Source organism: Sulfurimonas aquatica (assembly GCF_017357825.1).
Lineage (GTDB): Bacteria > Campylobacterota > Campylobacteria > Campylobacterales > Sulfurimonadaceae > Sulfurimonas > Sulfurimonas aquatica.
Map to the genome: position 1 here is coordinate 1,661,653 of NZ_CP046072.1, position 24,912 is coordinate 1,686,564.

Annotated in this window: 24 protein-coding genes; 11 read left to right on the forward strand and 13 right to left on the reverse strand. The window is 33.9% G+C overall.

The annotated features are described in order from the left end of the window. Window positions 1–150: 150 nt before the first annotated feature. The 7 genes from GJV85_RS07945 (at window position 151) to GJV85_RS07975 (ending at window position 6,054) form a co-directional block, all read left to right on the forward strand. Window positions 151–849, forward strand: coding sequence for a lysophospholipid acyltransferase family protein (locus GJV85_RS07945; protein WP_207560858.1), 699 nt, complete (start codon window positions 151–153; stop codon window positions 847–849). A 15-nt stretch (window positions 850–864) separates the two neighbouring features. Then, complete coding sequence (locus GJV85_RS07950; protein ID WP_207563174.1) at window positions 865–1,650, forward strand: pyridoxine 5'-phosphate synthase; 786 nt, start codon at window positions 865–867, stop codon at window positions 1,648–1,650. Next, window positions 1,647–2,558 (forward strand): 4-hydroxythreonine-4-phosphate dehydrogenase, encoded by a 912-nt coding sequence (pdxA, locus tag GJV85_RS07955; RefSeq protein ID WP_207560859.1) that lies wholly within the window; start codon window positions 1,647–1,649, stop codon window positions 2,556–2,558. Before GJV85_RS07950 ends, pdxA begins: the two co-directional genes overlap by 4 nt. A gap of 96 nt (window positions 2,559–2,654) precedes the next feature. Then, complete coding sequence (locus tag GJV85_RS07960) at window positions 2,655–3,668, forward strand: cytochrome-c peroxidase (protein WP_207560860.1); 1,014 nt, start codon at window positions 2,655–2,657, stop codon at window positions 3,666–3,668. Window positions 3,669–3,713: 45 nt separating this feature from the next. Next, window positions 3,714–4,124, forward strand: coding sequence for an Lcl C-terminal domain-containing protein (locus tag GJV85_RS07965; protein ID WP_207560861.1), 411 nt, complete (start codon window positions 3,714–3,716; stop codon window positions 4,122–4,124). A 29-nt stretch (window positions 4,125–4,153) separates the two neighbouring features. Continuing rightward, window positions 4,154–5,551, forward strand: coding sequence for an AmmeMemoRadiSam system protein B (gene amrB, locus GJV85_RS07970; RefSeq protein ID WP_242689770.1), 1,398 nt, complete (start codon window positions 4,154–4,156; stop codon window positions 5,549–5,551). 26 nt (window positions 5,552–5,577) lie between these two features. Beyond that, window positions 5,578–6,054, forward strand: coding sequence for an Lcl C-terminal domain-containing protein (locus GJV85_RS07975; protein WP_207560863.1), 477 nt, complete (start codon window positions 5,578–5,580; stop codon window positions 6,052–6,054). Between the two features lie 20 nt (window positions 6,055–6,074). On the opposite strand, the gene GJV85_RS07980 is transcribed toward GJV85_RS07975, so the two are convergent. The 9 genes from GJV85_RS07980 to GJV85_RS08020 all read right to left on the reverse strand — a co-directional run bounded on the left by GJV85_RS07980 (window position 6,075) and on the right by GJV85_RS08020 (window position 14,618). After that, window positions 6,075–6,332: a hypothetical protein gene (locus GJV85_RS07980; RefSeq protein ID WP_207560864.1), complete on the reverse strand. Its 258-nt coding sequence runs from the start codon at window positions 6,330–6,332 to the stop codon at window positions 6,075–6,077. Window positions 6,333–6,360: 28 nt separating this feature from the next. Then, window positions 6,361–7,044, reverse strand: a complete 684-nt coding sequence (locus GJV85_RS07985; protein ID WP_207560865.1) for a class I SAM-dependent DNA methyltransferase — start codon at window positions 7,042–7,044, stop codon at window positions 6,361–6,363. Then, window positions 7,044–7,670, reverse strand: a complete 627-nt coding sequence (gene hisG / locus GJV85_RS07990) for an ATP phosphoribosyltransferase (protein WP_207560866.1) — start codon at window positions 7,668–7,670, stop codon at window positions 7,044–7,046. Before hisG ends, GJV85_RS07985 begins: the two co-directional genes overlap by 1 nt. After that, a complete protein-coding gene (locus GJV85_RS07995; RefSeq protein ID WP_207560867.1) occupies window positions 7,664–8,281 on the reverse strand; it encodes a type III pantothenate kinase in 618 nt (205 codons plus the stop codon). Before GJV85_RS07995 ends, hisG begins: the two co-directional genes overlap by 7 nt. Beyond that, on the reverse strand, window positions 8,281–8,601 hold the full coding sequence (locus tag GJV85_RS08000; RefSeq protein WP_207560868.1) for a hypothetical protein: 321 nt from the start codon (window positions 8,599–8,601) through the stop codon (window positions 8,281–8,283). Before GJV85_RS08000 ends, GJV85_RS07995 begins: the two co-directional genes overlap by 1 nt. A gap of 2 nt (window positions 8,602–8,603) precedes the next feature. Continuing rightward, a complete protein-coding gene (locus tag GJV85_RS08005; protein ID WP_207560869.1) occupies window positions 8,604–10,898 on the reverse strand; it encodes a bifunctional diguanylate cyclase/phosphodiesterase in 2,295 nt (764 codons plus the stop codon). 16 nt (window positions 10,899–10,914) lie between these two features. Next, window positions 10,915–12,168, reverse strand: a complete 1,254-nt coding sequence (locus GJV85_RS08010) for a hypothetical protein (RefSeq protein ID WP_207560870.1) — start codon at window positions 12,166–12,168, stop codon at window positions 10,915–10,917. 40 nt (window positions 12,169–12,208) lie between these two features. Continuing rightward, window positions 12,209–12,637 carry a hypothetical protein gene (locus GJV85_RS08015; protein ID WP_207560871.1) on the reverse strand — a complete coding sequence of 143 codons (429 nt, stop codon included), beginning with the start codon at window positions 12,635–12,637 and terminating at the stop codon, window positions 12,209–12,211. Window positions 12,638–12,701: 64 nt separating this feature from the next. Next, window positions 12,702–14,618 carry a thioredoxin domain-containing protein gene (locus GJV85_RS08020; protein ID WP_207560872.1) on the reverse strand — a complete coding sequence of 639 codons (1,917 nt, stop codon included), beginning with the start codon at window positions 14,616–14,618 and terminating at the stop codon, window positions 12,702–12,704. A 119-nt stretch (window positions 14,619–14,737) separates the two neighbouring features. Between GJV85_RS08020 and GJV85_RS08025 the strand changes: the two genes are divergently transcribed. Genes GJV85_RS08025 through GJV85_RS13780 form a run of 4 tightly spaced genes read left to right on the forward strand, consistent with a single transcriptional unit; the run spans window position 14,738 to window position 20,148 of the window. After that, window positions 14,738–16,081 carry a TolC family protein gene (locus tag GJV85_RS08025; protein WP_207560873.1) on the forward strand — a complete coding sequence of 448 codons (1,344 nt, stop codon included), beginning with the start codon at window positions 14,738–14,740 and terminating at the stop codon, window positions 16,079–16,081. A 4-nt stretch (window positions 16,082–16,085) separates the two neighbouring features. Then, window positions 16,086–16,832, forward strand: coding sequence for an efflux RND transporter periplasmic adaptor subunit (locus GJV85_RS08030; RefSeq protein WP_207563175.1), 747 nt, complete (start codon window positions 16,086–16,088; stop codon window positions 16,830–16,832). Between the two features lie 11 nt (window positions 16,833–16,843). After that, window positions 16,844–18,433, forward strand: a complete 1,590-nt coding sequence (locus tag GJV85_RS13775; protein WP_207560874.1) for an efflux RND transporter permease subunit — start codon at window positions 16,844–16,846, stop codon at window positions 18,431–18,433. Beyond that, complete coding sequence (locus tag GJV85_RS13780; protein ID WP_207560875.1) at window positions 18,433–20,148, forward strand: efflux RND transporter permease subunit; 1,716 nt, start codon at window positions 18,433–18,435, stop codon at window positions 20,146–20,148. The genes GJV85_RS13775 and GJV85_RS13780 overlap by 1 nt, the downstream gene beginning before the upstream one ends. A gap of 59 nt (window positions 20,149–20,207) precedes the next feature. Here GJV85_RS13780 and serA read toward each other — a convergent pair whose 3' ends face one another. The 4 genes from serA to GJV85_RS08060 all read right to left on the reverse strand — a co-directional run bounded on the left by serA (window position 20,208) and on the right by GJV85_RS08060 (window position 24,892). Further along, window positions 20,208–21,797: a phosphoglycerate dehydrogenase gene (serA, locus tag GJV85_RS08045; protein ID WP_207560876.1), complete on the reverse strand. Its 1,590-nt coding sequence runs from the start codon at window positions 21,795–21,797 to the stop codon at window positions 20,208–20,210. Then, window positions 21,798–22,277: a hypothetical protein gene (locus tag GJV85_RS08050; protein ID WP_207560877.1), complete on the reverse strand. Its 480-nt coding sequence runs from the start codon at window positions 22,275–22,277 to the stop codon at window positions 21,798–21,800. Window positions 22,278–22,287: 10 nt separating this feature from the next. Beyond that, on the reverse strand, window positions 22,288–23,946 hold the full coding sequence (locus GJV85_RS08055) for a 30S ribosomal protein S1 (protein WP_207560878.1): 1,659 nt from the start codon (window positions 23,944–23,946) through the stop codon (window positions 22,288–22,290). A gap of 112 nt (window positions 23,947–24,058) precedes the next feature. Further along, the gene (locus tag GJV85_RS08060; protein WP_207560879.1) at window positions 24,059–24,892 is read right to left on the reverse strand and encodes a 4-hydroxy-3-methylbut-2-enyl diphosphate reductase; all 834 of its coding nucleotides are present in this window, start codon (window positions 24,890–24,892) and stop codon (window positions 24,059–24,061) included. Window positions 24,893–24,912 lie beyond the last annotated feature (20 nt).

Consider the following 24,912-nt stretch of genomic DNA (forward strand, 5'->3'; position numbering starts at 1 on the left):
TAGTATTAGGTGCTATCACGGCATTTACTGCATGTGAACGTAATGATTACCAGCACCCTATGCATAGAAGTAAATAATTTATAAATAGCATGAATATAAAAATTACTATATTTTAGTTATAATCTTTGTTTTAAAATTAGAAGGTAACATATGCTAAAAAATATTGGTAAATTTATATTTATGATTGAACTCGGACTTAGATATGTCTCAATCTTCAAAAAGACATTTTTCCACCCATTTATAACACTAAAGCCAGCGTATCAAAACCTCTCAAAAGAGAGACAGAACTACTCACTTAAAGTATTAGAGTACTTAAATATCGGAGTAAATGTATCGGGTAAACTTCTAAAAGAAGATAAGGTCCTATATGCAATCAACCACCGATCTCTACTTGACATCATCGTTATTGAAAGTATTCTAGCATCATCATCAAAAAATGGTGCATGGATAGCTAAACAGGAACTTTTTGATTCTGTTATTTATGGAAAATTTTTCGAATATAGTGGCTGCATAAGCGTTGACTTGGAGAGTAAAAAGGGACTTCTTAGTTTCTTTAAAAAAATCAAAAAGACATTTGCTAAAGTTGATAATATGAACCTTTACATGTTTCCAGAAGGTGAGCGTTTTAAAGGTGAAGGTATTCATAAGTTTCAAAGTGGTGCAGCAAAGATAGCAAAAGCAAATAATCTTAAAATAGTCCCTATTTACATAGATGGAAAGATGGAAGAAGTTTTTGAAGCTGCCCCATATAAAGAAAAAGTAAACGTGAATGTATACATAGGAGATGTTATCTCGCATGAAACGCTAGAAGCGGACTACTTAAAATTTTATGATAGCGTAAAAGGTTAGAGATAGATGTCAAAGATGAGACTAGGCGTAAATATAGACCACGTAGCCGTACTGCGTGAAGCGAGGCAAGTAAACGATCCTGACATTATTCAAGCTCTTTATGTCGCTTGTGCGAGTGGAGCTGATCAGATAACCATTCACCTTCGTGAAGATAGACGCCATATACAAGATGCAGATGTAAAGTCTATCATGGCATTATCAAAGCTTCCGGTCAACCTTGAGTGTTCTATAAACCGTGATATTTTAAATATAGTAAGTAGGGTTAAACCTCACCGTGCGACGCTTGTTCCTGAAAAACGCCAGGAGGTAACAACTGAGGGTGGACTTGACGTCTTTACTTATGAAGACGATGTTGCTTATGCTATAGAACAACTTCACGATAGTATCATTCCGGTTTCACTTTTTGTTGATCCAACCATAGAAGCTATGGATAAGTCAAAAGAGTTAGGCGCAGAGATGGTTGAACTTCATACTGGACTTTTTGCAAATCTATTTGCAATGCTTAATACGTCCCTACCACATTCAAATCACTCAGTAAAAGAGCTAGAACATCCAAGATATATGCTTTCTAGTATGTTAGAAAACTCAATAGAGCAGATAAAACTCTCAGCAATTCATGCAGATAAGATAGGTCTAGAAGTAGCGGCAGGTCATGGACTTAACTATCATAATGTTCATGAGATGATGAAAATAAAAGAGATAATAGAGTTAAACATAGGTCAAAGCATCATCGCTAGAAGTGTTTTTAGTGGTCTGAGCGATGCTATAAAAGAGATGAAAAGGCTCACAACAAGAATATGAAACCAAAAATAGCAATAAGCATAGGCGACTTAAGTGGAGTTGGGATAGAAATAGCTCTAAAGTCACATGAAGAGATCTCTAAACTTTGTGATCCACTCTACTGCATAAATGAAGAGCTACTTGCTCAAGCCTCAAAACTTTTGAATAAAAATATCCCTAAAGACTTTAAACTCCATAGCGTTCCTGGCTCGTTTGAGATAGAAGTTGCAACAGTAAATGCCAATAGTGGAAAATACTCATATGACTCATTTATAGAAGCTATAAAGTTATGTGAGACCAAAGAAGCGGATGCAGTTGTTACTATGCCAATCCATAAAGAGGCTTGGATGATGGCTGGAGTTGAGTACAAAGGGCATACTGACCTTCTTCGGGACTACTTTGATAAAGACGCCATTATGATGCTTGGTTGTCCCGAGATGTATGTAGCCCTTTTTACAGAGCATATCCCTCTCAAAGAGGTTGCTTCATCTATAAAATATAAAAGATTAAAACAATTTCTTGTGGACTTGCATAGAGATGTTAAAGATAAAAAAGTAGCAGTACTCGGACTTAATCCTCATGCTGGAGATAATGGTGTTCTTGGGCAAGAAGAACTTATAATCATGAAAGCAGTGAAGAGTGCTAACAAAAAAATAGGTGCTGAACAGTTTGTTGGTCCAGTGGTTCCAGACATCGCGTTTACTCCTCACTTTCGTGAGAACTTCAACTACTTCGTAGCAATGTATCACGACCAAGGGCTAGCACCACTTAAAGCTCTTCATTTTGATGAGAGTGTAAATATCTCTTTAAACCTTCCAATAGTAAGAACTTCAGTAGATCATGGAACTGCATTTGACATCGCTTATAAAGGTCAGGCAAAAAACCTTAGTTATATAAACGCTATCAAGAGTGCAATAAGTTTTTTATAACACTTTAAAATATTATTTTTCATTTAAGTCTTTTTGGGTTATAATGTGAGGAAATAAAGATTATAAATCTTTAACTAAAATCACTAAGGACATTTAATGAAAAAATTTATATCACTTACACTTGCTTGTACATCACTTATCATGGCTTCTTCACTTACTAAAGAAGCAGTAAATGCCGGTTTAGCTCCTATTCCAGCAACTAAGTCTGCTCTTATGAAGTTAATCGATCCTCAAAATATCATCACTGATGCTAAGGTTGAACTTGGTAAAAAACTTTACTTTGATCCTAGACTTTCTAAAAGTGGTTTTATCAGCTGTAACTCATGTCATAACCTAAGTGAAGGTGGAGATGATGGGATAGAGGCTGCTGTTGGTCATAAATGGACGGTTAATCCACACCATTTAAACTCTCCAACTGTATTTAACGCAGTATTTAATGACAAGCAGTTTTGGGATGGTAGAAGTCCACACTTAGAAGACCAAGCACAAGGGCCTATTCAAGCAGGACCTGAAATGGCAGCTACAAAAGAGCACGTATCTTCTACTGTAACTTCTATACCAGCTTATGTAGATGAGTTTAAAAATGCTTATGGTAAAAATGTAAATATTACATTTGAAAAAATCACAGATACTATTGGCCTTTTTGAGAGAACTCTTGTAACGCCATCTGCATTTGATGACTATATGAATGGTAATAACCAAGCACTTAGTACAAAGCAAAAAGATGGCTTAAAGACTTTCATCCAAGTTGGTTGTGCATCATGTCATAATGGTGTTGGTATTGGTGGGTCTATGAATGTTATAAATCTTTTTGGCACATACAAGTATATGGATGTAGGTGACTTTAAAGGTGATGCAAATGGTATGGTAAAAGTTCCTACTCTGAGAAACATTACTCAGACTGCTCCATACTTTCATAATGGTAAAGTAGCTACTCTTAAAGAGGCTATTGTTGAGATGGGACGTATTCAACTTGGTAAGAATATAACAGATACTCAGGCTGATTCAATCGAAGAGTTCTTAAAAGCTTTAGAGGGTAAAAAATCAAACATGGTGCTACCATTACTACCAGCATCAACTGAAAATACTCCAAAACCAGACTTAAATTAAGACTATAAGATGTATAATTTGTAAATCCACATATAAGGTTTACAAATGAAACTACATCTTATAGCAGCAACATTACTTTTATTTTCTACTCTAAATGCAAGAGATGTAGTATTAGATACTAGCACATCTCTTCTTTGGCAAGACGCCCCTGACAATGCGGACCTCTCAATAACATACTATGAAGCAGAGGAATACTGTGCAAAACTTAAAATAGATCAATATCAAAATTTCAGAATCCCAACACTAAATGAACTGCAAAGTTTAGTTGATTATACAAAATACAAACCTGCAATAATTTCAGGTTTTAACTATACTGAAGATGGAACATACTGGACTACAACGCCATTTGCAGATGACAGCTCTGAGACATGGACTATTAGCTTTTCAAAGGGTGAACGTAATGTAAAGGGAAAACACTACAGTAGATATGTCAGATGCGTTCAAAAAGTAAAATAAGATTTTTATTTTTACTCTTGGTGCTTATGATGAATAATTTACATGCTAACAGAGAACCTGCAGTATCGGGTTCATTTTATCCCTCTAATCCTACTGAACTTTTATCTCAAATAAACCTTGCGTTTAAAGAAACAAAAAAGTTTGAGCAAAAAGAGATAAATGCCATTATAGTTCCACATGCTGGCTATGTATTTTCTGGAAGCATTGCAGCTACTGCTTACAATACACTCACTAAAAAATATAAAAACATCTTTTTAATTGGCTCAAGTCACCACATAAATATAGATGGCGTTTCAATCTATAATAGAGGAAACTACCAAACGCCACTTGGTGAAGTTCAAGTAAATAAAACCATAGTAAATGAGCTTATGAAAAACAACTCTTTTATAAGCTATGAAGAAGATGCCCATAAAAAAGAGCATACACTTGAAGTACAACTCCCATTTTTACAAGCTATATATAAAAGTGATATGCAGATAGTTCCTATTATTATGGCAACGTCTGAAATCGATACAATAATGAAAATGTCAAAAGCGCTAGAGCCCTACTTTAACGATGAAAACCTTTTTGTTATAAGTACAGACCTCTCTCACTATCCAAACTATGAAGACGCTCAAAAAGTAGATATGAATATACTAAATGCACTAACGAAAAACTCTCCCTTTAAGCTTATTGATGCCATAGTAGAAAATGAATCATCAAAAAAAGAGAACTTACAAACCTCTGCCTGTGGTTGGAGTTCACTTTTAACTCTTTTATACTTAACGCAAGAAAAAGATTATAAGTATGAAATTCTTGAGTATAAAAACTCTGGAGATACTAAGTATGGTGAAAAAGATAGAGTAGTAGGATATGGAGCTATGAGAGTTTTTAAAAACAGTGAAGAGTTTTTTTTAGAACAAAACGAAAAAGATCAGCTTAAAGAAATAGCAAAACTCTCTTTATACGAAGCAGTTATAAACAATAAAAAAGTAGCCGTTGATACAGAAAAACTCTCTAATAAATCAAAACTCCCACTCGGTGCTTTTGTAACTCTATATAAAGATAAAAAGCTCAAAGGTTGTATAGGTCGTTTTGAGCCAAAAGAGCCTCTCTATGATGTCATAACTGATATGGCTATATCAGCATCAAGACATGATACAAGATTTACTCCTGTGCAAAAAGATGAGCTTAAAGATATAGAGATTGAAATCTCTGTTCTAACACCAAGAAGAAAAGTAAACTCTATAGATGAAGTCATTATAGGTAAACATGGTATATATGTAAGCTATGGTGCGAAAAATGGAACCTACTTACCAAAAGTAGCAACAGATATGAACTGGAGTGCAGAGGAGTTTGTAAAAAGTTGCTGCGAACAAAAAGCGGGTATAGCAAAAGAAGATTGTAAAAATGCAGAGCTTTATGTTTATGAAGCGATAGTTTTTTAATAGTTATTTTAATAAAAGGAAAAAAAATGATAAAAACAGCTCTAATAATAACACTCAGTGCCTCACTAGCATCCGCTTGGTTTGTGCCAACATTTAGTTGGGGTGGAGATAATGATGATTTTACAAATGTAGATAAAAACTTTGTTCGTGATAATAATAGAAGTGTTGTAATCAACGAAAAAACTTCTAAAATGTACTATGATGGCCCCTCTTCGAACAATATGCACTTTTTTGCAGCTTGGGACTATTGTCAAAAGATGGACTTTGCAGGCTATAGTGACTGGCGTGTAATTAGTAAAAATGAAGCAAGGGACCTGCTAGAAAACTCTAGAAGAACAATTACTGTTAAACATGCTTTTAAAAATGTACAAGAGGCTATTTACTGGACTTCTACTGAGGACAATTTTGAACAGGCTTGGTATATTGATTTTGATTTGGGTAGATATAGTACAAAAAAACAGACTTACAAGTACAAAGCTATTTGTGTAAGAGATATGAAGTAATTAAGAACGCCTAGATAAGCTTATAACTTATCTGGTGACATACCTACCTCTTCTAAAAAGTGACGAAGTTTTACTACAGCGTCTTTAGAGAGCTCATTTCTATGTGAAAGAGCTATGGAGTGTTCCTTCTCATTTATATGTATAATTGCACGATGTTGCTTATTCATATCAACAACTGCACCATAATGTTCAAGTGCATGAATAAGTTTAGTTGTATCTATATTTCCTGAAATAGGATGTTCAAATATTTTCTCAATTTTTACTTTATGTTTACTCATCTTCAACTCCTTAAAGTCTACAACTTCATTATCGTCTTTTAAAGATTAAAAGTGTCTTATCTTCTGTATCATAAAGTGAAAAAGTCTGTTTCTCGATAAGCTTTAAACTGCTGAGTTTTTGAAATCTGTTTATCTTGTGAAAGTATTGCACTATAGTGTCTTGATACTTTGTATAAGTGTCATCCTCATTTTTTTCAAAAAGTGTAAACTTAGTATGAAGTTCATCATTTGCAAACTCGGCGTCTACGGATAAAAATTCATCATCCCTGTCACTACTCATTGTTCCCTCTGCCACATCACTAAAACCATAACGAGTGTTTATGTCAGCTATAAAAACTCCATTATCATTTAACTTATCAGCCACTGCATCTAAAAAAGAGACTAATGCTTCTTTATCTAAAAAGTTAAGCACGTCAAAGATACTAACAACTGCATCATACTTCCCAGCCACCTCTGCTACGTCTATGCACTCAGCATCAAGACCAACATTGACACACTCTTTCACCATTAAAGAGCTTAAATCTACTCCCTTACACTCTACTCCATCACTTATCATGCGTTGCATAAAGCCACCACGACCACAACCAACGTCTAAAAGCGTTTTTACCTTATACTCATCAAGTTCAGAGCGATAAAGGTCATAAAGTGCTTCAGTTGCATCCTCTATGCCTAATAGATGCTCTGCTTTTGCATAAAGGTCGAGATTTGTCATTATTTCTTTTGCTCTGCTTTGATTACTTCATTTATTTTTTCATAAATATCAAGTACTTCATCTTTTTTAGCGATGTAACTATTTTTGTTTGCTATGAGATACGTAGAACTTGTCATCATATCCTGAACGACTTCAAGACCATTTTGCTTCATTGTAGCACCAGTCTCTACGATATCTACTATCATATCAGCAAGACCAATAAGAGGAGCAAGTTCTATTGAACCATAAAGCTTGATGATTTCAACACTTACGGCTCTCTCTTCAAAGTAGCGTTTAGTAATGTTTACCATTTTAGTTGCTACTTTTAACTCAGGCTTACTAAGGTCAAGCTTTTCACCTTTTCTCATACCTATAGCTACCTTACATACACCACGTCTTAAATCAAGTAAACGCACTACATCAAGACCCTGCTCATCTAGTGTGTCAAGTCCGACAACACCAATGTCAGCTGCTTGGTGATAAACATAAGTTGCAACATCTTGGTTACGAACAAGTAAAAAACGAAACTTTGGAGTCTCTAAAATTAGTTTTCTATCATCAAATTTAAAAGTGTCTCCAAATATTGTCTCAAATATCTCTAGTGTCTCTTTAGCAATACGACCTTTTGGAAGTGCAACTGTTAGCATATATTAGCCTTTTTCATTATCTTTTTCATTCCGCGAAAAATCAACTCTTCATCGATTTTAGCATCTTTAAATATCTTCTTTAACTCTTGTGAATCCCCACCTGTTAACACTATAGGCATATCATGTGAAATAACTTCGCTATAAAGAGTTTTCAAAAAACCATAACTTATGGCATCTTGAGAATTTTTCGGCATTATATCTAACTCACACTCAAAGTTAAATGAATATGACAGAGCGGGAGATATATTTGCATAAGTTTTCTCCATGGCGTTTACTCCAGGATATATAAATCCACCTCGAAAAACTCCTTCTTTAACAACATCTACAGTTATTGCACTTCCTGCGTCAACAATGACGGCGTCACTAAGTGCTTCGACTGCAAATATCCTATCAATACCCATAGTTTCATAGTAGTTTTTCATATCTATGAATTCTGAGAGGTCTATCCAATTTGTCAATCCATCTAATATTGTTTTTACTTTAGCATTAACAGATATATAATAAACTTTTTCATCCACAGTACTGGGATCAAAAGAGTTTACACTCTCTTTATAGCTTTTAAAATCATCCAGAAAATGATAAGATGTGTTGCCAATGTCACAAAGAAGCATTACTGAATCTTCCAGCCTGCTTCTTTAAATGCCTTTTGTGCTTTAGAGCAAAGTGGTGCATCTATAAAGATAATCTTATGCTTGAAATTATGATCAAAATAGAGCGTTAATTTATTATATATCTCTTCAAATTTATGGACATCTTTCATAAGAAGTCTACTTTTTTGACTCACAGCAAATATAGCCCAAAAATAACCACTTACATCTGTCGCTTTGTATATTTTTATTTTATTTCTTATTCCCAACTCTTTTGGAGATACTTCTAACATTTTTTTATATATTTTTCCCTTTTGTCTGAGGGAGTCAACTACCATTTGCATATCTATGACTTAGCCTTTAAATAAATTTCACACTCATGTTCAGGAATTGGTCTTGAAAAATAATATCCCTGAAGAACATTACAGCCAGATTTTTTCAAAAACTCTGCCTGCTCTTTTGTCTCAACACCCTCTGCTATCACCTTTAAATGAAGACTTCTTGCTAAAGCAATAATAGTTTGCACTAAAGACATGTCATCCTTGTTTTTTGGTATATCTCGTACAAAACTGCGGTCTATTTTCAAGTTATCAATTGGAAGCTTTTTAAGATAAGTAAGCGATGAGTAACCTGTTCCAAAATCATCTATTGACATAGTTGTACCTAGTCCCTTTAAGGATCTCAAAATCTCAGCAACTCTATTTTTATTTTCAATATTTTGCCCCTCTAATATCTCTATATCTAAGTCTTTAGCATCAAATCCTGTATTTTTTAGACACTCTTCTACATCTTCTACATAACTATAATCACCTAACTGTTCACTTGATACATTTACAGAGAGCATTCCACATTTAAGACCCTTTGCTTTGAATCTTTTAAAAATTATCATACTCTCTTGCATCATGAATTTATTAATATCCACAATAATCCCTATCTCCTCTGCAAAAGGTATAAAATCATCTGGTGGAATAATCCCTTTTGTCGGATGAATCCATCTAATAAGAGCTTCAAATCCTACAACGCTCTTATCTTGGGCATCAACTTTCACTTGGAAGTATGGTTTAAATTGTTTGAGTTTCAGGGCATCACTTATAGATTTTTCAAGTTCTATTCTAGCAAAAGCTAATTCTGTCATTTGTGAGTTATAAAACTGGTAACCATTTTTTCCAGCTTCTTTAGCCTTATACATAGCAGTATCAGCATTTCGTATAAGAAGCTCAGAGGTTATTCCATCTTTTGGAAACACACTTATACCAATACTAAATGTTGTACTTAACTCTATGCCATCAATTACAAATTTTTCTTGCATTTTTCTTTGAATCTTATTTGCAACTTTAATCATATCTTCATTGTCTGTATTATGCAAAATAATAGTAAACTCATCTCCACCTAGTCTTGAGATTGTATCTTCATCTCTTACTGAGTCTATCAATCTAACAGCCACATGTTTTAAAAGAGCATCACCCATATTATGGCCGTAAGTATCATTTACCTCTTTAAAACGGTCTAAATCTAAAAAGAGTATGCTTACGCTCTCCTCATCTCTAGTTGCATGCTTTAAATGCTGCTTTAGCCTGTCTAAAAATAGTAATCTATTTGGTAGACCTGTTAAAGCATCATAGTTTGCTAAACGCTGTAGCTCTTTAGTTTTTACATTTACACTCTCTTCAAGTTTTTCATTTTGCTTTTGAATAAATTTCTTGTAATTTCTTGTATAAAAGTAGTAAACTAGAAGTACCAATATTACAAATACAATAGCTAAGACTGTAATTATTTTTTCTACTGAGAGTTCTATCTGTCTCATGTCTATATTTGAGAGTTTTTTTGACATTAATAAATGAGCCATAACTTCATTGTTCATATCTTTTAACTCATAAACAGTTAATATAATATTTTTCTCTTTATCAACTATAAGGCCCTCTATATTTATATAATCTTTCACTCTAGCACTTTTAAGCATACCTAGTAACTCTTTATTTGGTTCTTGATTGGCTATATAATAGTTCTCAACAAATCGCTTTTTTTCAACTTCTGTCAACTGGTCCTTATACTTATCATTTACTATGATCAATGTCTCGACATCTCTCTTTTTCATCTTTGTAGCTACAGAGTCAAACTTTGCTATAGTCTCAATCACACCCAAAAAGTTATTATTATCATATATTGGCACCATAGACTTAAAAGTTATATCAAACTTCCCAGCACTTATACCTGATATAACATGTGGATTTTTAATCATCTGTGCTACGTCAATGCGAGCGTCAAGAAGAGAGTCTCCAGTTTTATCTGTCCAACTTCTATAAAAACTATTTCCTTTTGCATCAAGAATCTGAAACCATATACTTTTTAAAGAGGTTTCTTGCTTTAATTTTAGAGACAAACTACTATAATCAAAATTATTTTCATGCTTCTTTAGTAGTACATGTTGTATATTTTCACTTGTTGCAAGGGCAAGACTCACTAAAGTAATAGCCTCTTGTTTTTCATGAATAAGTGTTTCCACATTAGTTTTCATCTCATGTGATATTTCTTTAAATTTTTGATTTGTTAAACTGCTATAGAGTTGATGAACATAAATATAAGAAGTAGCTAGATAAAGAAATGCCAGTATTACACTGCTATACACTAATTTAAAATTCATAGATTAAAGTCCTTTATTAAAAAACCATTGTAAGCTGAATACTAAATAAATTGCCAACAGACGATTTAAGAAGATCATCTGCAGCAGAATTATCTACTGCTTTAATGCTATTAATTGCATAATTAAAATCTATTCTATCATAATTTTTAAAACGATACGAAAATCCACTTGTGAATGATTCAAATTTTCTATACTCTGAGTCACTATTAATCATCCTATTATATACATCATATCTTGCAACTGCTTCAAAGGGCTCAAAAATAGCATAGGTAGATGCAATATGATATCCATCTGCCCTATTTTCAAATTCGGGATTCATTGCATAAACCCAAAACTCATTTACTGCACTACTGTCAATATCTTTTGCACCATTAAAAATCATTCCCCTACCAGCAACATATTCTGATTCAATATGTAATCCATGATTAAAATATGTTAGTCCTACTCCATAACGTAGCCTATCATAAAGTTCATCCTTGTTGTTTATGTTTAATTTGCGTTTTCCATCTTGTAACCAAGTATAAAATTTTAGACTCTCTTGTCTATAAGCTTTACCCTTACCTAAAATATTTTCATAGGCTATATAGCCATAGTGTGTAAAGTTATTAGCATTTATATTATAGTTTTGCATACCAGAACCATTTCCAATCATATAAGATAGAGACAAAGTCGAATGCTCAGTTATCTCTAAAGTTTTAAAAAGTTGAATTCCACTATCTCTATATGCTCCTACACCTTGTGTAGGGGCTGAGAGTCTGTTATCTACAAAACGCTCAAGCAGTAACTGGTCGCTTGACGTAGTGAAGTTGATAAAAGGCGACACAAAGCGGGCCATAAAGCCCTCTTCACTTCCAGCATATTTAAATTTTCCAACTCTTATAAAAATAGGAAGATGTTTAAAAGTAATTGATGCATCGGTGAGGTAAGTATCTCTATGATGCCCCAGAGGATTATTTACACCATTTTCGGCAAACTCTGTAAGTATAAAGTAGTTTATTTTGTTCTCTTCATCAAGTGAGCCCCGAAGTCCAACTCTAGCACGGGCTATTTGAACTTCAGTTTGCTGCTCGAGGTTTGGTTTTATGAAAGAAAATGGTGTTTTATTTATCCCATTTTTAATTACTTCTTTTCCCGTATTATGCTCACCCCGAATCTGCACAAAACCCCATGGAGTATGCCCAAGTCTCTTTTGTGTACCTTGTAGCATCAGCCAGTCTGCTGCATTTACATAGCATGTAAGTAAAATAGCAATAAAAAAAGTTCTATTCATCATATAAATATTATACAATGATAATTAAAAAATTAAACCTTTACTCAAGTACATATAGCTGATCATCGCTCAAAATTGCTCTTGTATCAAAAATACAATTTAGATGTACCATGGTTGCTGCTGCTCTTAAAGAGGCTAGTTTACTTACTCTATCTTTTAGTGATGCGGGTGTTGCACCATCATTACTCGCTTTGACTATTTCTGCTTCTAGTGCGTTTACCTCTTTACCCAAGGCTTGAGCATTTTTTAGAGTATTTTTTCTTACTACCATTAGCTTCTCTTTTTGAGCGACACTCAATGCTAAATCCTCATCATCCCACATTATTTTCACCATACCAGTTAAATGTGGCAACTGCCCCTGAATTAGAAATGGTTTTGGTTTAGCTGCTGATTGAGCTATTAGTGAGGTAGTTGCAAAGCTACTTAGAATTGCTAAGGCTGTAAGTATTGAAGTTAGTTTTGTTTTCATAAGTTTATCCTTTTATATTTATATTCAAATAGTAGTATTTCTGTATTAACACAACATTAAAACATCACTCAATATTTTCATATCTCTTGTTAATAGCGTCAATCACATTCTCAAGTCTCTTATCTACTACAAAGCACTCTCTCATACTACAGGCTAAATACTCATCATACTCATGTACCTTACTTAGCATATATGGATATTTTATCTCTTTTATTTGTTTGGCATTTAACTCTAAGTTTGGCTTTGAGCTTTTGAGTGTTACTATATTTAACTCTCTCATTAAGTATGCCTGTGCGAGGGCGGGAGCATTTGATTGTTTTTTTACCAAGTCCGATTTTAAAGACTTAAGCGTTTCATCTAAAATAGTTTCATATTTAAAAGAAGATTTTAGAGATGCCATTTTTGCTAAATTTTGAGTCATTTTTGCTAAAGCGGAAGTATAATATTTATCTTTTATATCGGCTTCTATTTTTAAGCCATCGTCAGAGAGGTACCAAACGCCACTCTTGTAAAACTTATATATAGCCTGAGCAAGAAGATACTCCGCAAAGTCTAGTTTTTCTTTTTTATAGTCAACTTCATAGCCAGCTATAAGCGCTGATATGAAAAAACTATAATCTTCTAGCAAAGCTTTTTGCGTAGGAGTTACTCCTAAAACGCTCTGATGATAGAGTTCGCTGCGTTTAAACATAAACTCTTTTAAGGCGTTGAGAGTTCTTTGTGCTTTTTTAGCGTACTTTTTATCTATAAAGCTAGCTGTGCATAAAGCTTCTATCATCATAGCGTTCCATGCAGTATTTATCTTTTTATCTATAAATGGATACTCTTTTTTAGCTCTTACTTTTAGTAATTCATTTTTAATTTTCATAAAGTCATCGGGACGTTTGTTTTCATAAAAATTTATATGTACTCTGTCTTCAAAGTTTTCATAATACTCAAACTTTAAGTTTTTTAAATCCTCAGTAGTAAATGTGAAGTAAACTCCCTCTTCATGATTTGTATCTGCGTCGCTTGCGCTATAGTAGAGATTATCTTTTAAAAATCTACTCTCTAACATCCCAATAGTTTCCTCTACGATTTCTTTATAAACCTCTTTTTTACTCTTTTTGTATGCTCTCACATAAAGAGGTATCAATTCTGCTTGATTATAAAGCATCTTCTCAAAGTGAGGAATCTCCCATGCAGCGTCTACGCTATAACGAAAGAAGCCACCTTCAATGTGATCATACAAACCTCTAAACGCCATCGCGTCTAGCATCTCATATAGATAAGTTTGGAGTTCACTATCTTGGGTAATCTCTGCAATATCCATCATTAAAGAGAGTTTTGCGGCCTCTGGGAACTTTCTACCCTGTCCAAAACCTGCATAGATATCATCATAACTCTCTTTAAGTGAATTTGACAGAGTTGTGATAGATAAGCTTCTCTTTGTTTGAGTCTTACTCTTCTTACCCACTTCTTGTAGTAAGTTAAAGTCACCTTTTTTGTATGAGGAACCTACTTTTTCAAGCAAGCTGTCTAAACCTTCAGAATAGGATTTTCTAGTTGCTGGGATGTAAGTATTTATATCTATTATCTCTTTATCTGCTGTCATAAAAATAGATAGAGGCCATCCTCCAGAGTGATTTTTGAGCCTAATGTGTTCGCGTTGATAAAATGAGTCAATATGCGGCATCTCTTCACGGTCAATCTTGATAGAGATAAAGTATTTGTTAAAAAGCTTAGCTATTTGCTTATCACTAAACGACTCCTCTTCCATTACATGACACCAGTGACAGGTTGAATAACCTATGGAAAGAAATATTGCTCTATTCTCTTTTTTTGCTTTTGCAAATGCTTTATTTCCCCAAGGATACCACTCTACAGGGTTATTGGCATGCTGTAATAGATAAGGAGAGGTTTCATGCCTTAGCTCATTAGAAGATGCTTTATCATTTAATAAAATAAAAATAAATAACATAATTAAAAGAAAATTTTTCATATACTATTATACATTATTATAAGACTTTGCATCAATATAGATAAAAATAATAAAAGATTGATAAGCATATGAAATATATGTTATAATACAAACTTAAAATTATAATAGGAAAAACAAATATGAAAAGATTACTTCTCTTAGTTTCATTTTCACTTTTACTCAATGCTTCAGAGAATCTCTCACTACATCAAGCACTAGAAATCTTAAAAACTCAAAACCTAGAAATCGAATCTGCTAAAATAGATGAAAGTATTGCTAAAGAGGATGAAAAAAGCGTCTCTGGCATAGAGTATGGTACGCTTAACTTTATTCAAGACTTTGCGCACTCTAACGATGCTGGAAATGTTTTTGGATTTACACTTAGCTCTCGTGAAGCTAGTTTTGGAAACTTTGGATTTTCAGAGTTTGATGGTACAAATCCAAATATTTTAAACGTTCAACCTAAGGACTTAAACTACCCAGATGATAGAAGCTATTTCCAAAGTAAATTAAAATATGAAGTCCCTCTTTTTACAGGCTTTGCGCTTAGCAACTACAAAGACATTATGAGTTCTATGCGTAGAATAAAAGGCTTAGAAAAAGAGCAAGTCATAAATGCAAAAAGCTATGAGCTTAGAAAAAGCTACTATGATATGGCGCTTTTAGATGATTCAATTTATAACTTAAACACTATCATTGAAAATATAAACACATTAGAAGATATGACAAAGAGTATGATTGAAGTTGGATATGCAAAACATATAGACCTCTTGGAAGTAAAAGCTAAAAAGGGTAACGTCAAAAGACTTCTTTTACAAATGAACGCAAATAAAAAACTTCTATATCACTATGTCAGTTTTCTACTCAATCAAAAAGTAACAGCTATAGTCACTCCAAGCTCAGAGATTGAAATGCCTATATTAAGTGATGAAGAGATACTAAAAAACAATCTTGATATGCAAAAAGCGTCAATAGCGCTGGAAATACGAAAAGATATGCTTGAGCTTTCAAACGCAGCTTACTACCCTACCCTTGGAGCATTTGGGGAGCTCTCTACTGCTGATGATAGCTTTTTAGGCGACGCGGATGATCATAAAGCATATACTGTTGGTGCAAGACTCACATGGAATATCTTTAATGGTGGCGTAGATAGCGCAAAGATAGAGAAGTCAAAACTAGAACATATAAAAATGAAATCGCAACTTGAACTTGCTCGTAAAGGTATCGCTTTAAAGCTTGCAAAAATAAGAACAGAGATTATAAGTGCTGATGAAGAGATAGACTCACTTAAAAAAGAGCTTGAGTTTGCAGAGGCAATATATAAAAATTATGAGGGAAGATATAAAGAGAAACTCTCCTCAATGAGTGACGTTATCATTAAACAATCGGCTCAAATAGAAAAAGTGCTACAACTTCAAATAGCAAAAAATAGACGTAACGCAAAGATATTTCAACTAGAAAAACTAGCAAATGGAGAAAAATAATATGATAAAAAAAATAATAACAATCACAGCCTTAACCGTTTCACTTGTAGCGGAAACGCTAACTCTCTCAGGAAGCGTAATCTCAGATAACCAAAAGATGATAACAAGCCGTTTTATGGGCTTTGTTACTTCTGTAAACGTAAGTGAAGGTGAAAAAGTCCAAAAAGACCAGATTTTATATAGCATAGACTCTCGTGAAATTGACTCTGCTAAAAGTCAGGCTGAACTAAGCCTTGAGATGTATCAAAATCAGTACTCTAACGTTCAGATAAATCTTCAACGCCACCGTCGACTTTTAGAAAAAGATATGGTTTCAAAGTATGAGGTTGAAAATCTAGAACTCGCCGCAAGAAACCTTGAAAATATGACTTCAATAGCAAAGGCAAGACTTAAAGAGGTACAAAATCAGTATAGGTATTTAAATATTAAAGCTCCAAACAGTGGTGTTGTCGTAGCTAAAAATATTAAAGTTGGAGAGATGGCGATGCCTGGGATGCCTGCAATTATTCTCTCAGACCTTAGCAACCTTAAAATATCAGCAGAAATTGCCGAGAGTAACTTAAAGCTTGTATCTCATGGAAAAAAAGTTATGGTAGAGATTCCATCCCTAAAGATTAAAACTATTGGCAAGGTTACGGCAATCATTCCAAACTCAAATCCAATGACGCATACCTTTAAGATCAAAGTATCATTTAAAACTCTTAGCAAATCGGTTTATCCTGGTATGTATGCGACTGTAGCAATCAACTAAAGGAATTCTCTATGAAACATCACAAACCTTATGTACCTAAAGACTATGCAGGAAAATTAGCAGCGGCTTTCATCCGTAGTCCTCTTACTATTGTACTTGGTATTTTTTTACTCTCTATAGGTTACCTTTCACTTATGATAATGCCAAGAGAAGAGAATCCCCAAATGGTAGTAAGTGGATCTACCGTTATAGTTGCCCTTCCTGGTGCGAGTGCTAAAGAGGTTGAAAAGATGATAGTCCAACCACTAGAGCGTAAACTCAAAGAGGTAAAAGGAGTAGAACATATCTATGGTATGGCTATGGACAATGTAGGCATAGTAAACGCCGCGTTTTTTATAGGTGAAGAGAAAGAGGGATCAAACTTAAAGATTTACGACAAGATTATGCAAAACGCAAATATGTTTCCCGCTGGCGCTATGGATCCTATTATTAAACCTCTTGATATTGACGTTGACATTCCTATTGTCTCCGTAGCGTTTTATTCCGATGCCAAAAGTATGGATAAAACAGAACTCTATGACAAAGTCAAGGAGTTACAGCACCATATAAATGGCCTTGAAAACGTTGCCGTCACAGAGTTAAAAGGAGGTTCTCGCCATCAGTTTAACGTTAGCGTAGACCTAAACAAACTCTCTGGATACAACCTCTCTATGGGACAGATTAGTAGTGCCATAGAGTCATTAGCTTATAATGTTCCCGCAACAAAAAATACTACTAAAGACAATGAAATAGTTCTTCTTGGTGTTAAAAACGCCATTGAGAGTGCAAAAGACATTGGAAACATTATCATAGCGCAATACATGGGCTCACCAATCTATCTTCATCAAGTGGCAGATGTCGAAAACTCCTATGATATACAGAACTTTAAATCGGCAACTATTGCTAAACGCAAAAGCGATGGAGAGTTTTCAAAGTTTCAAGACCAGGTAACGCTTACTGTTTCCAAACTACAAGGCACAAATGCCGTTATAATCGCTGATGAAGTGAAAAAAGAGTTAGAAAAGTATAAAGAGTATCTTAAAAAAGATGGCATTAATTATGTCATTACTAGAAATGATGGCGAACGTGCAGATGAAGCTGTAAACGAGCTTGTTTATCACCTTGTGCTCTCTATTGTTATTATTGCTATTTTACTTATCTTTGTTCTAGGTTGGAGAGAATCTCTTATAGTTACTTTTACTGTTCCTGCTATTTTAGCTATTACTCTTTTTGTAGCGTACTTAACAGGCCAGACTATAAACCGTATTACGCTGTTTGCATTTTTACTCTCGCTTGGTCTACTTGTTGACGCTGCTATTATCGTTATTGAAAATATACATAGACACTATCACTCCGTTGAGTCTGCTCATGAAACGCCAGATGAGTTGATGATAAAAGCAACCGATGAGATTGGTCCTCCTACAAATATAGCAACGCTTGCAATCATTATGACAATGGTTCCAATGGCGTTTGTCGGTCAAATGATGGGTCAGTTTATGAAACCCATTCCAGCAAACGTTCCAGTATCTCTAATTGCGTCTTTATTTGTTGCATATATTTTCACCCCTTACCTCGCAGTTAGAATGCTAAAACGTCCCGATCATTCAAAAGGAGAGCATTAATGTTTAATAAATTTGAAAAATTTATACTCAGCAGTATAAAGAGCGTAACTTCAAGACGAATTATCTTAACGCTCACTCTCATAGCGTTTATACTTTCAGTGCTTATGATTGCGCCGAGTAAATTAGTTCTAGCAAAGATGCTACCGGGAAAAGATAATGACACCTTTAATATCTATGTATCTCTTGCTAGTGGAAGCTCAATAGAACAAACAAATAGAGTCACACAGTGCGTAAGCTCTTATGTGGTCAAAGAGAAAAATGTTCTTGATACCGAAGTCTTCTTAGGTATGGGATCACCGCTAGATTTTGCAGGACTTATTAAAGGCTCTCATTTTAAAAACTCCGAAAATGTCGCTGAGATTGTACTTAATCTGACAAAAAAACATCACAGGGATGAGCCTTCATATATGATGGTGCAACGCATTAGGCCACTCATTCAGTCAAACTGCGAAAAACTTTATCCTAACACAAAGATATCTTTTGTAGAGCCACCGGCAGGACCTCCCACTATGGCAGCTATAGTTGCTGAAGTATATGGAAACAACCCTGATGGCATAAGAAAAATAACAAAAGACATAGAGAGTATATTTCATAAAACTGATGGATTAGTTGATATAGACATCATGCAAGATGAAGTTTATGAGACATTTGAGATAATTGTAAACAGTACAAAAATAGCAAAATCCGGCGTAGATATAAAACAGCTCAATAACATTATATACCTTGCATTTGAAGGTATGCAAATAGCCGTAAAAAATTCTGAAATATATAATGACCAGATTCCCATCTTCCTATCACTTTCAAGAGAGTCAAAAAGATTTACTTCAAAAGATTTAAATGCCATAGAGATGAAACTTAGCTCACTCAAACTTATGAATGCAATGGGAATGATGATTCCTCTTACGGAGTTGGTTACTATAACTCCTAAGAGATCTAATCCAATGATAATGACAAAAGATTTACATCAAATGAGTAACGTTGTCGCTGAAACAGATATGGTATCGCAAGTATATCCATTGATTGATGCAAGAGATCAGATGATAGAACTACTTTCAAATGAGTATGAAGTCACAAAAATTGGTCTTTTTAACCTTGAACTTAAAGATAAAAAAACAAGTGAACTATATAAAATAATCTGGGATGGAGAGATGGAAGTCACCCTTGATACCTTCGTTGAACTTGGTGCTGCGTTTATTGCGGCTCTTATACTCATATTTTTACTAATGGTGATTTATTATAAGAGTTATACTCTGAGCGCGATTATTCTATTAGGATCATTTCTATCAATTATAGGCGTAATTGTTGGTCACTATATTATGGATCTCTTCACAGCTGATACTTTCTTTTTAACAGCAACCTCTCTCATTGGATTTATCGCTTTAATAGGTATTAGTTCAAGAAACTCTCTACTACTCATTGATTTCACAAAATCTCTAATGCTAGATAAGGGAATGCATCAAGCTGAAGCCATAGCGTATGCTAGTGCAACTAGATCAAAACCAATATTTTTAACTGCGGTCGCTATCATTTTAGCATCGACTCTTCTAGCTCGTGACGCCGTATTTGGTGGACTTGGAGTATCTCTTATATTTGGTACGGTAGCAGCCGTTATAGCTTCGCTTGTTGTTGTTCCAGTACTATTAAATATGTCAAATTTAGAAGCGCATTTTGGATTTAGAGAGAAAAAAGCGGTATCAATAAACGATCCACTCTAAAAAAGAATTTTTGATTTCCCATCTAAAAGATGGGAAAGAAAGAGAAGTAATTAAAAAAATTATATACGTGCGTAGTTAACACCTAGGCAAGGTTTTAGGCTTGATAACTCAAGAAGCGTCTCTTCATTTACAATATCATCTACTAAAATAACCGCTAATGCTTGAGACTGATCATTTCTAGCTAAAGAGAAATCAGATATATTGATATTATGATTTGCTAAAACAGTACCCACACTTCCAATAACACCTGGAACGTCTGTATTTTTAAACATAACCATATCGCCACGAAGTGCTACTTCAATATCAAAACCATCAATAGCAACAATACGTTGAACGTTATCATCAAAAATAGTAGCAGAGATAGTTGTAGTACCTTCACTTGTTGTAAGCTTAATAGTAATAAGGTTTTTAAATACCTTTGAATCACCACAAGACTCAGATTCAATTTCGATACCCTTCTCTTTTGCAACAAAGTCAGCGTTTACATAGTTTATAGTGTCACCTGAGTTTTGACTCATTGCGCCAACTGCTACAAATGTAGAAAGAGAATCAACATACTCAGAAATTTCTCCATATCCAGAAACTTTGATAGATATGATTTGGCTCTTATTCATTTGAGATTCTAAGAATCCAATTTTTTGTCCCATTTCTAAGAATGGTTTAACAAATGCAGGTATTTTACTCTCATCAATTGGTAAATTCATAGCATTTGGATATGCAATTCCCTTAGCAGCCTCTATAGCGTTTTTAGCAGCTTGTGTACCAATATTATACTGAGACTCAAAAGTATTTGCACCTAAGTGAGGTGAAACAGTTACATTATCTAGGTCAAGAAGTGGATGATCAGTTGCAGGTTCTTTATTAAATACGTCTATACCAGCAAAACGAACCTTACCTGATTTGAGATTATTAAACAGTGCCTCTTCATTGTAAAGACCGCCACGAGCACAGTTAATAACTACAACTCCGTCTTTCATCTTAGCAAATTCAGCTTCATCAATCATTCCAATAGTCTCTTGATTTTTGGGTGTATGAATTGTAATAATGTCACATGCTAAAATATCTTCAAAATTTTTCGTATATGTCATATCTAAATCTGTAACTTTAGACGGGTGAATATATGGATCATATGCAACAATATCCATCTCAAACGCGGCAGCACGTTTTGCAACGCGAGAACCAATGTTACCAAAACCAATTACACCAAGTTTTTTCCCTTTCATCTCATGACCATACCACTTTTCACGCTTCCAAACTCTATCGATTTTTAAGTGATTATGTGAGTATGGAAACATTCTCATACATGAAAGCATATGTGCCATAGTAAGTTCAACCGCGGCAATAGTGTTTGCAGTTGGTACATTCATAACAATGATACCCTCTTTTGAACAGCCAGGGATATCAACATTATCAACACCAACGCCAGCACGAACAATTGCCTTCATATTTGTAGCATTTTTAATAAAAAATTCATCTACATCTGTAGAACTTCTAGTTATTGCTACATCAGCCGTTGGAATAATAGTCTCTATAAGTTCTTTCTTATCAACATCTGCAGCCATTATAAAGTTGATGTTTTCATCACTTTCAAGCATTTTAAGACCGGCTTCATGAATATGGTCGCATACTACTACTGTATATTTTTTCATTTAATAATCCTCTTTATACGGCTTAATATTTGCCGAAATTTCATAGTTCTTTAGTTCTTTTACTAAGTTTTGTAATTTATCAACATTTTGTGAATAAATAAATAAATCTACATTTATCTTATCTTTTTTAAGATAATATTTAAGTTTATGTCTTTTTAGTTCCTCTTTCAAACAAAAAAGCTGATAAGGATCCAATATTTTTGCAGACAACTGGTATGTAATAGTTTTAGTTATTTTTTCTTTTAAATCAACTTTTACATAAACTTCATTTACAGGATAAAAGTAGCCAAGTCTTTGAGACTTTGAAAATTTATCTAACCAATTTTTTTCTGGTATTTTTTCATCTGTTTTATGTTCAAGTACTAATGGTTCACTCTCTAAAAAAACATCTTGTGAGTTTATAGATATAAGAAAGAAGATTATAAAAACAGCAACTCCTAAAGCGATAATAGGAGTAAGCCATTTTAAAATCTTTTGCATTCAGGAATGCTTATTGAAATTTATCTTTTATTAAATCACCTAAAGAGTGTGATTCATTATCATTAATTTCTTCAAGCATTTCTTGATTTTTAATGTAATCTAATTTTTTAACAGATAGACGGATACGATCACGTTGTGTATCTATGTTAGCGATTGCTGCTTCAATTTCTTGACCAGCTTCTAGCTCTTCTTTTACAAGTGGAGCTAAATCTTCATCACGAATAAGCGCGTCAACGCCATCTTCTAAAGATACAAAAACACCGAAGTCTTTGATATCACGGATAGTACCAGTTACAACAGTGTTAACTTTGTTATTTGTTGCAAACTTATCTATTGGTGACTCTAAAAGAGTTTTACGATTTAAAGATATTTTTTGATCTTCAGAGTTGATTTTAGCAATTTTAACTTCAACTTCATCACCTGATTTTAAAACATCTTTTGCTTTTGTATTTTTATCCCATGAGATATCTTGGTTATGTAAAAGACCTTCAACACCATCAATACGAACAAATGCACCAAAGTCAGTAAGTGAAGTTACAGTACCAGTAACTATGTCACCTTCATTGTAGTTCTTTAAGAACTCATCAAATGGTTTTGGTAATAATCTCTTAAGTGAAACACGAAGCTTATGTGTTTTAGAGTTAATTTCAATAACTTCAACATCAATTTCTTCACCTACAGTTAAATAATCATTTGGATTTTTAACATTTTTGTTCCAAGTAATCTCTGATATATGTAAGAAACCTTCAATATCATTTCCAAGATCAACAAATACACCGTATGCTTCTATATTTGAAACAGTTACAGTAATAGTATCGCCTTCATCTAATTCAGACTCAACTTCAGCCCATGGATCTGGTTGAACTGCTTTGATTGAAAGTGAAAGATGGCGCTTATCTTTATCGTAAGATATTGCCTTAACAGTTACTATATCACCCTCTTTGTAAAGTTTAGATGGATTAACTGGACCTTTATAGCTTATTTCATTATAGTGAACAAGACCATCAACACCACCAACATCTACAAACATACCGTAGCTAGTGATTTTTTTAATAGCACCTTCAACAACAACATCATCTGCCATAAGTTGATCGATGATCTCTTTTTTCTTTTTACGCTCTTCATTGAAAAGTTTTCTACGAGAAACTATTATAGAGTTTTCAGCTGGATCAATCTTCACAACTTGTGCTTTGATTTTACGACCAACAACTTCATCAGTATCTTTAAATGCTGCTAGAGAACGTGGCATAAAGAAAGAAACTGTATCAGCTTCGACTACATAACCACCACGGTTCTTTTTAGTAATAATACCTTCAATAATTAACTCTTCAAAATCATCTTTATTAGCATCAATAAACTCAATAGTTTTTTCTTGCTCTAAAACTTTTTTGTAAGATATTTTAGGACGCTCATTATAGTATCCCATAACCATTACTTTAATCTTATCACCATTAGCAAATATTAATTCACCATCTTCACCACGGATCTCATCAAGACTTAAAATACCTTCAAGCTTATCACCAACACCTACTAAAGCTCTGTTGTCTTCCATCTGGATTTCAACTATCTCGCCTTCTACAATACGACTTGTTTCTTGTTGCTTTTCACTAGCAGCAAACATCTCCGCAAAATTTTCTTCTTCTTCAAATGATTCGTTATCGAACGCCATTACCTATCCTCTGTTACATAAAAATTGTCGTGATTATATCTAAATAATGATTATATAACTATTAAAAAAAGATTAAAACTTATATATAAGATAAGAGGTATAAAAAGAAGTGTTATATATTAACACTTCTTTTTATAGAATTTATAACATTTTGTATAATCCAATCAGGTGTAGAGGCACCTGCCGTTATACCGCAGTACTCTTTATTATTAAACCATGAAGCTTCAATTTCGTTCTCATCTTCAATATGATAACTATCACTACAGTTATCATGCGAGATACTAAAGAGTTGTTTTGTATTTGATGAGTTTTTACCGCCTATAATTATCATAACATCCGCTTTTTTAGAGATATCGTCGACCGCTTCTTGATTTTCAAACGTAGCGTTACAAATAGTATTAAAGACTCTTACTTCTTTATGGCGAGGAATAAGGTAGTTAGCTATACTCATATACTCTTCGACTTTTCTAGTTGTTTGAGCTACAAGAGCAATTCTATCATTGAATTTTAGATCTTTCACTTCATCCAAAGATGTTACAACCTGAGCCCCATGAGTAGCATAAGACTTTACGCCTTTAATCTCAGGATGCGATTCATCTCCAAAGATCAAAACATCATAGCCAGCTTCACTCATCTCTTGACAAATTTGTTGTGGTTTTGTCACATATGGGCAAGTCGCGTCAACTACGTCCACACCATTTTCGTGAAGTGCTTCAAGTTCTTTTTTGGGTATACCATGAGTTCTAACAATAGCTTTATCACCACTCTTAAACTCACGAAAATCTTCAATAAGTCCAACTTTAAAGTCTTTATCTAGTCGTGCTATCTCTTTTGAATTGTGTATTAAAGGACCATATGTAGATGAGTCGCGATTTTCTTCTGCTATTTTAATTGCTCGTTTTACACCAAAGCAAAAACCATAATTTTCAGCTAGTTCAATTTTCATAATGTCTATATCCTTCGAGA

Coding starts and splice junctions, on each gene's coding strand:
- GJV85_RS07945 (WP_207560858.1), top strand. CDS start 151: ATGCTAAAAAATATTGGTAAATTTATATTTATGATTGAACTCGGACTT.
- GJV85_RS07950 (WP_207563174.1), top strand. CDS start 865: ATGAGACTAGGCGTAAATATAGACCACGTAGCCGTACTGCGTGAAGCG.
- pdxA (WP_207560859.1), top strand. CDS start 1,647: ATGAAACCAAAAATAGCAATAAGCATAGGCGACTTAAGTGGAGTTGGG.
- GJV85_RS07960 (WP_207560860.1), top strand. CDS start 2,655: ATGAAAAAATTTATATCACTTACACTTGCTTGTACATCACTTATCATG.
- GJV85_RS07965 (WP_207560861.1), top strand. CDS start 3,714: ATGAAACTACATCTTATAGCAGCAACATTACTTTTATTTTCTACTCTA.
- amrB (WP_242689770.1), top strand. CDS start 4,154: ATGAATAATTTACATGCTAACAGAGAACCTGCAGTATCGGGTTCATTT.
- GJV85_RS07975 (WP_207560863.1), top strand. CDS start 5,578: ATGATAAAAACAGCTCTAATAATAACACTCAGTGCCTCACTAGCATCC.
- GJV85_RS07980 (WP_207560864.1), bottom strand. CDS start 6,332: ATGAGTAAACATAAAGTAAAAATTGAGAAAATATTTGAACATCCTATT.
- GJV85_RS07985 (WP_207560865.1), bottom strand. CDS start 7,044: ATGACAAATCTCGACCTTTATGCAAAAGCAGAGCATCTATTAGGCATA.
- hisG (WP_207560866.1), bottom strand. CDS start 7,670: ATGCTAACAGTTGCACTTCCAAAAGGTCGTATTGCTAAAGAGACACTA.
- GJV85_RS07995 (WP_207560867.1), bottom strand. CDS start 8,281: ATGCTTCTTTGTGACATTGGCAACACATCTTATCATTTTCTGGATGAT.
- GJV85_RS08000 (WP_207560868.1), bottom strand. CDS start 8,601: ATGCAAATGGTAGTTGACTCCCTCAGACAAAAGGGAAAAATATATAAA.
- GJV85_RS08005 (WP_207560869.1), bottom strand. CDS start 10,898: ATGAATTTTAAATTAGTGTATAGCAGTGTAATACTGGCATTTCTTTAT.
- GJV85_RS08010 (WP_207560870.1), bottom strand. CDS start 12,168: ATGAATAGAACTTTTTTTATTGCTATTTTACTTACATGCTATGTAAAT.
- GJV85_RS08015 (WP_207560871.1), bottom strand. CDS start 12,637: ATGAAAACAAAACTAACTTCAATACTTACAGCCTTAGCAATTCTAAGT.
- GJV85_RS08020 (WP_207560872.1), bottom strand. CDS start 14,618: ATGAAAAATTTTCTTTTAATTATGTTATTTATTTTTATTTTATTAAAT.
- GJV85_RS08025 (WP_207560873.1), top strand. CDS start 14,738: ATGAAAAGATTACTTCTCTTAGTTTCATTTTCACTTTTACTCAATGCT.
- GJV85_RS13775 (WP_207560874.1), top strand. CDS start 16,844: ATGAAACATCACAAACCTTATGTACCTAAAGACTATGCAGGAAAATTA.
- GJV85_RS13780 (WP_207560875.1), top strand. CDS start 18,433: ATGTTTAATAAATTTGAAAAATTTATACTCAGCAGTATAAAGAGCGTA.
- serA (WP_207560876.1), bottom strand. CDS start 21,797: ATGAAAAAATATACAGTAGTAGTATGCGACCATATTCATGAAGCCGGT.
- GJV85_RS08050 (WP_207560877.1), bottom strand. CDS start 22,277: ATGCAAAAGATTTTAAAATGGCTTACTCCTATTATCGCTTTAGGAGTT.
- GJV85_RS08055 (WP_207560878.1), bottom strand. CDS start 23,946: ATGGCGTTCGATAACGAATCATTTGAAGAAGAAGAAAATTTTGCGGAG.
- GJV85_RS08060 (WP_207560879.1), bottom strand. CDS start 24,892: ATGAAAATTGAACTAGCTGAAAATTATGGTTTTTGCTTTGGTGTAAAA.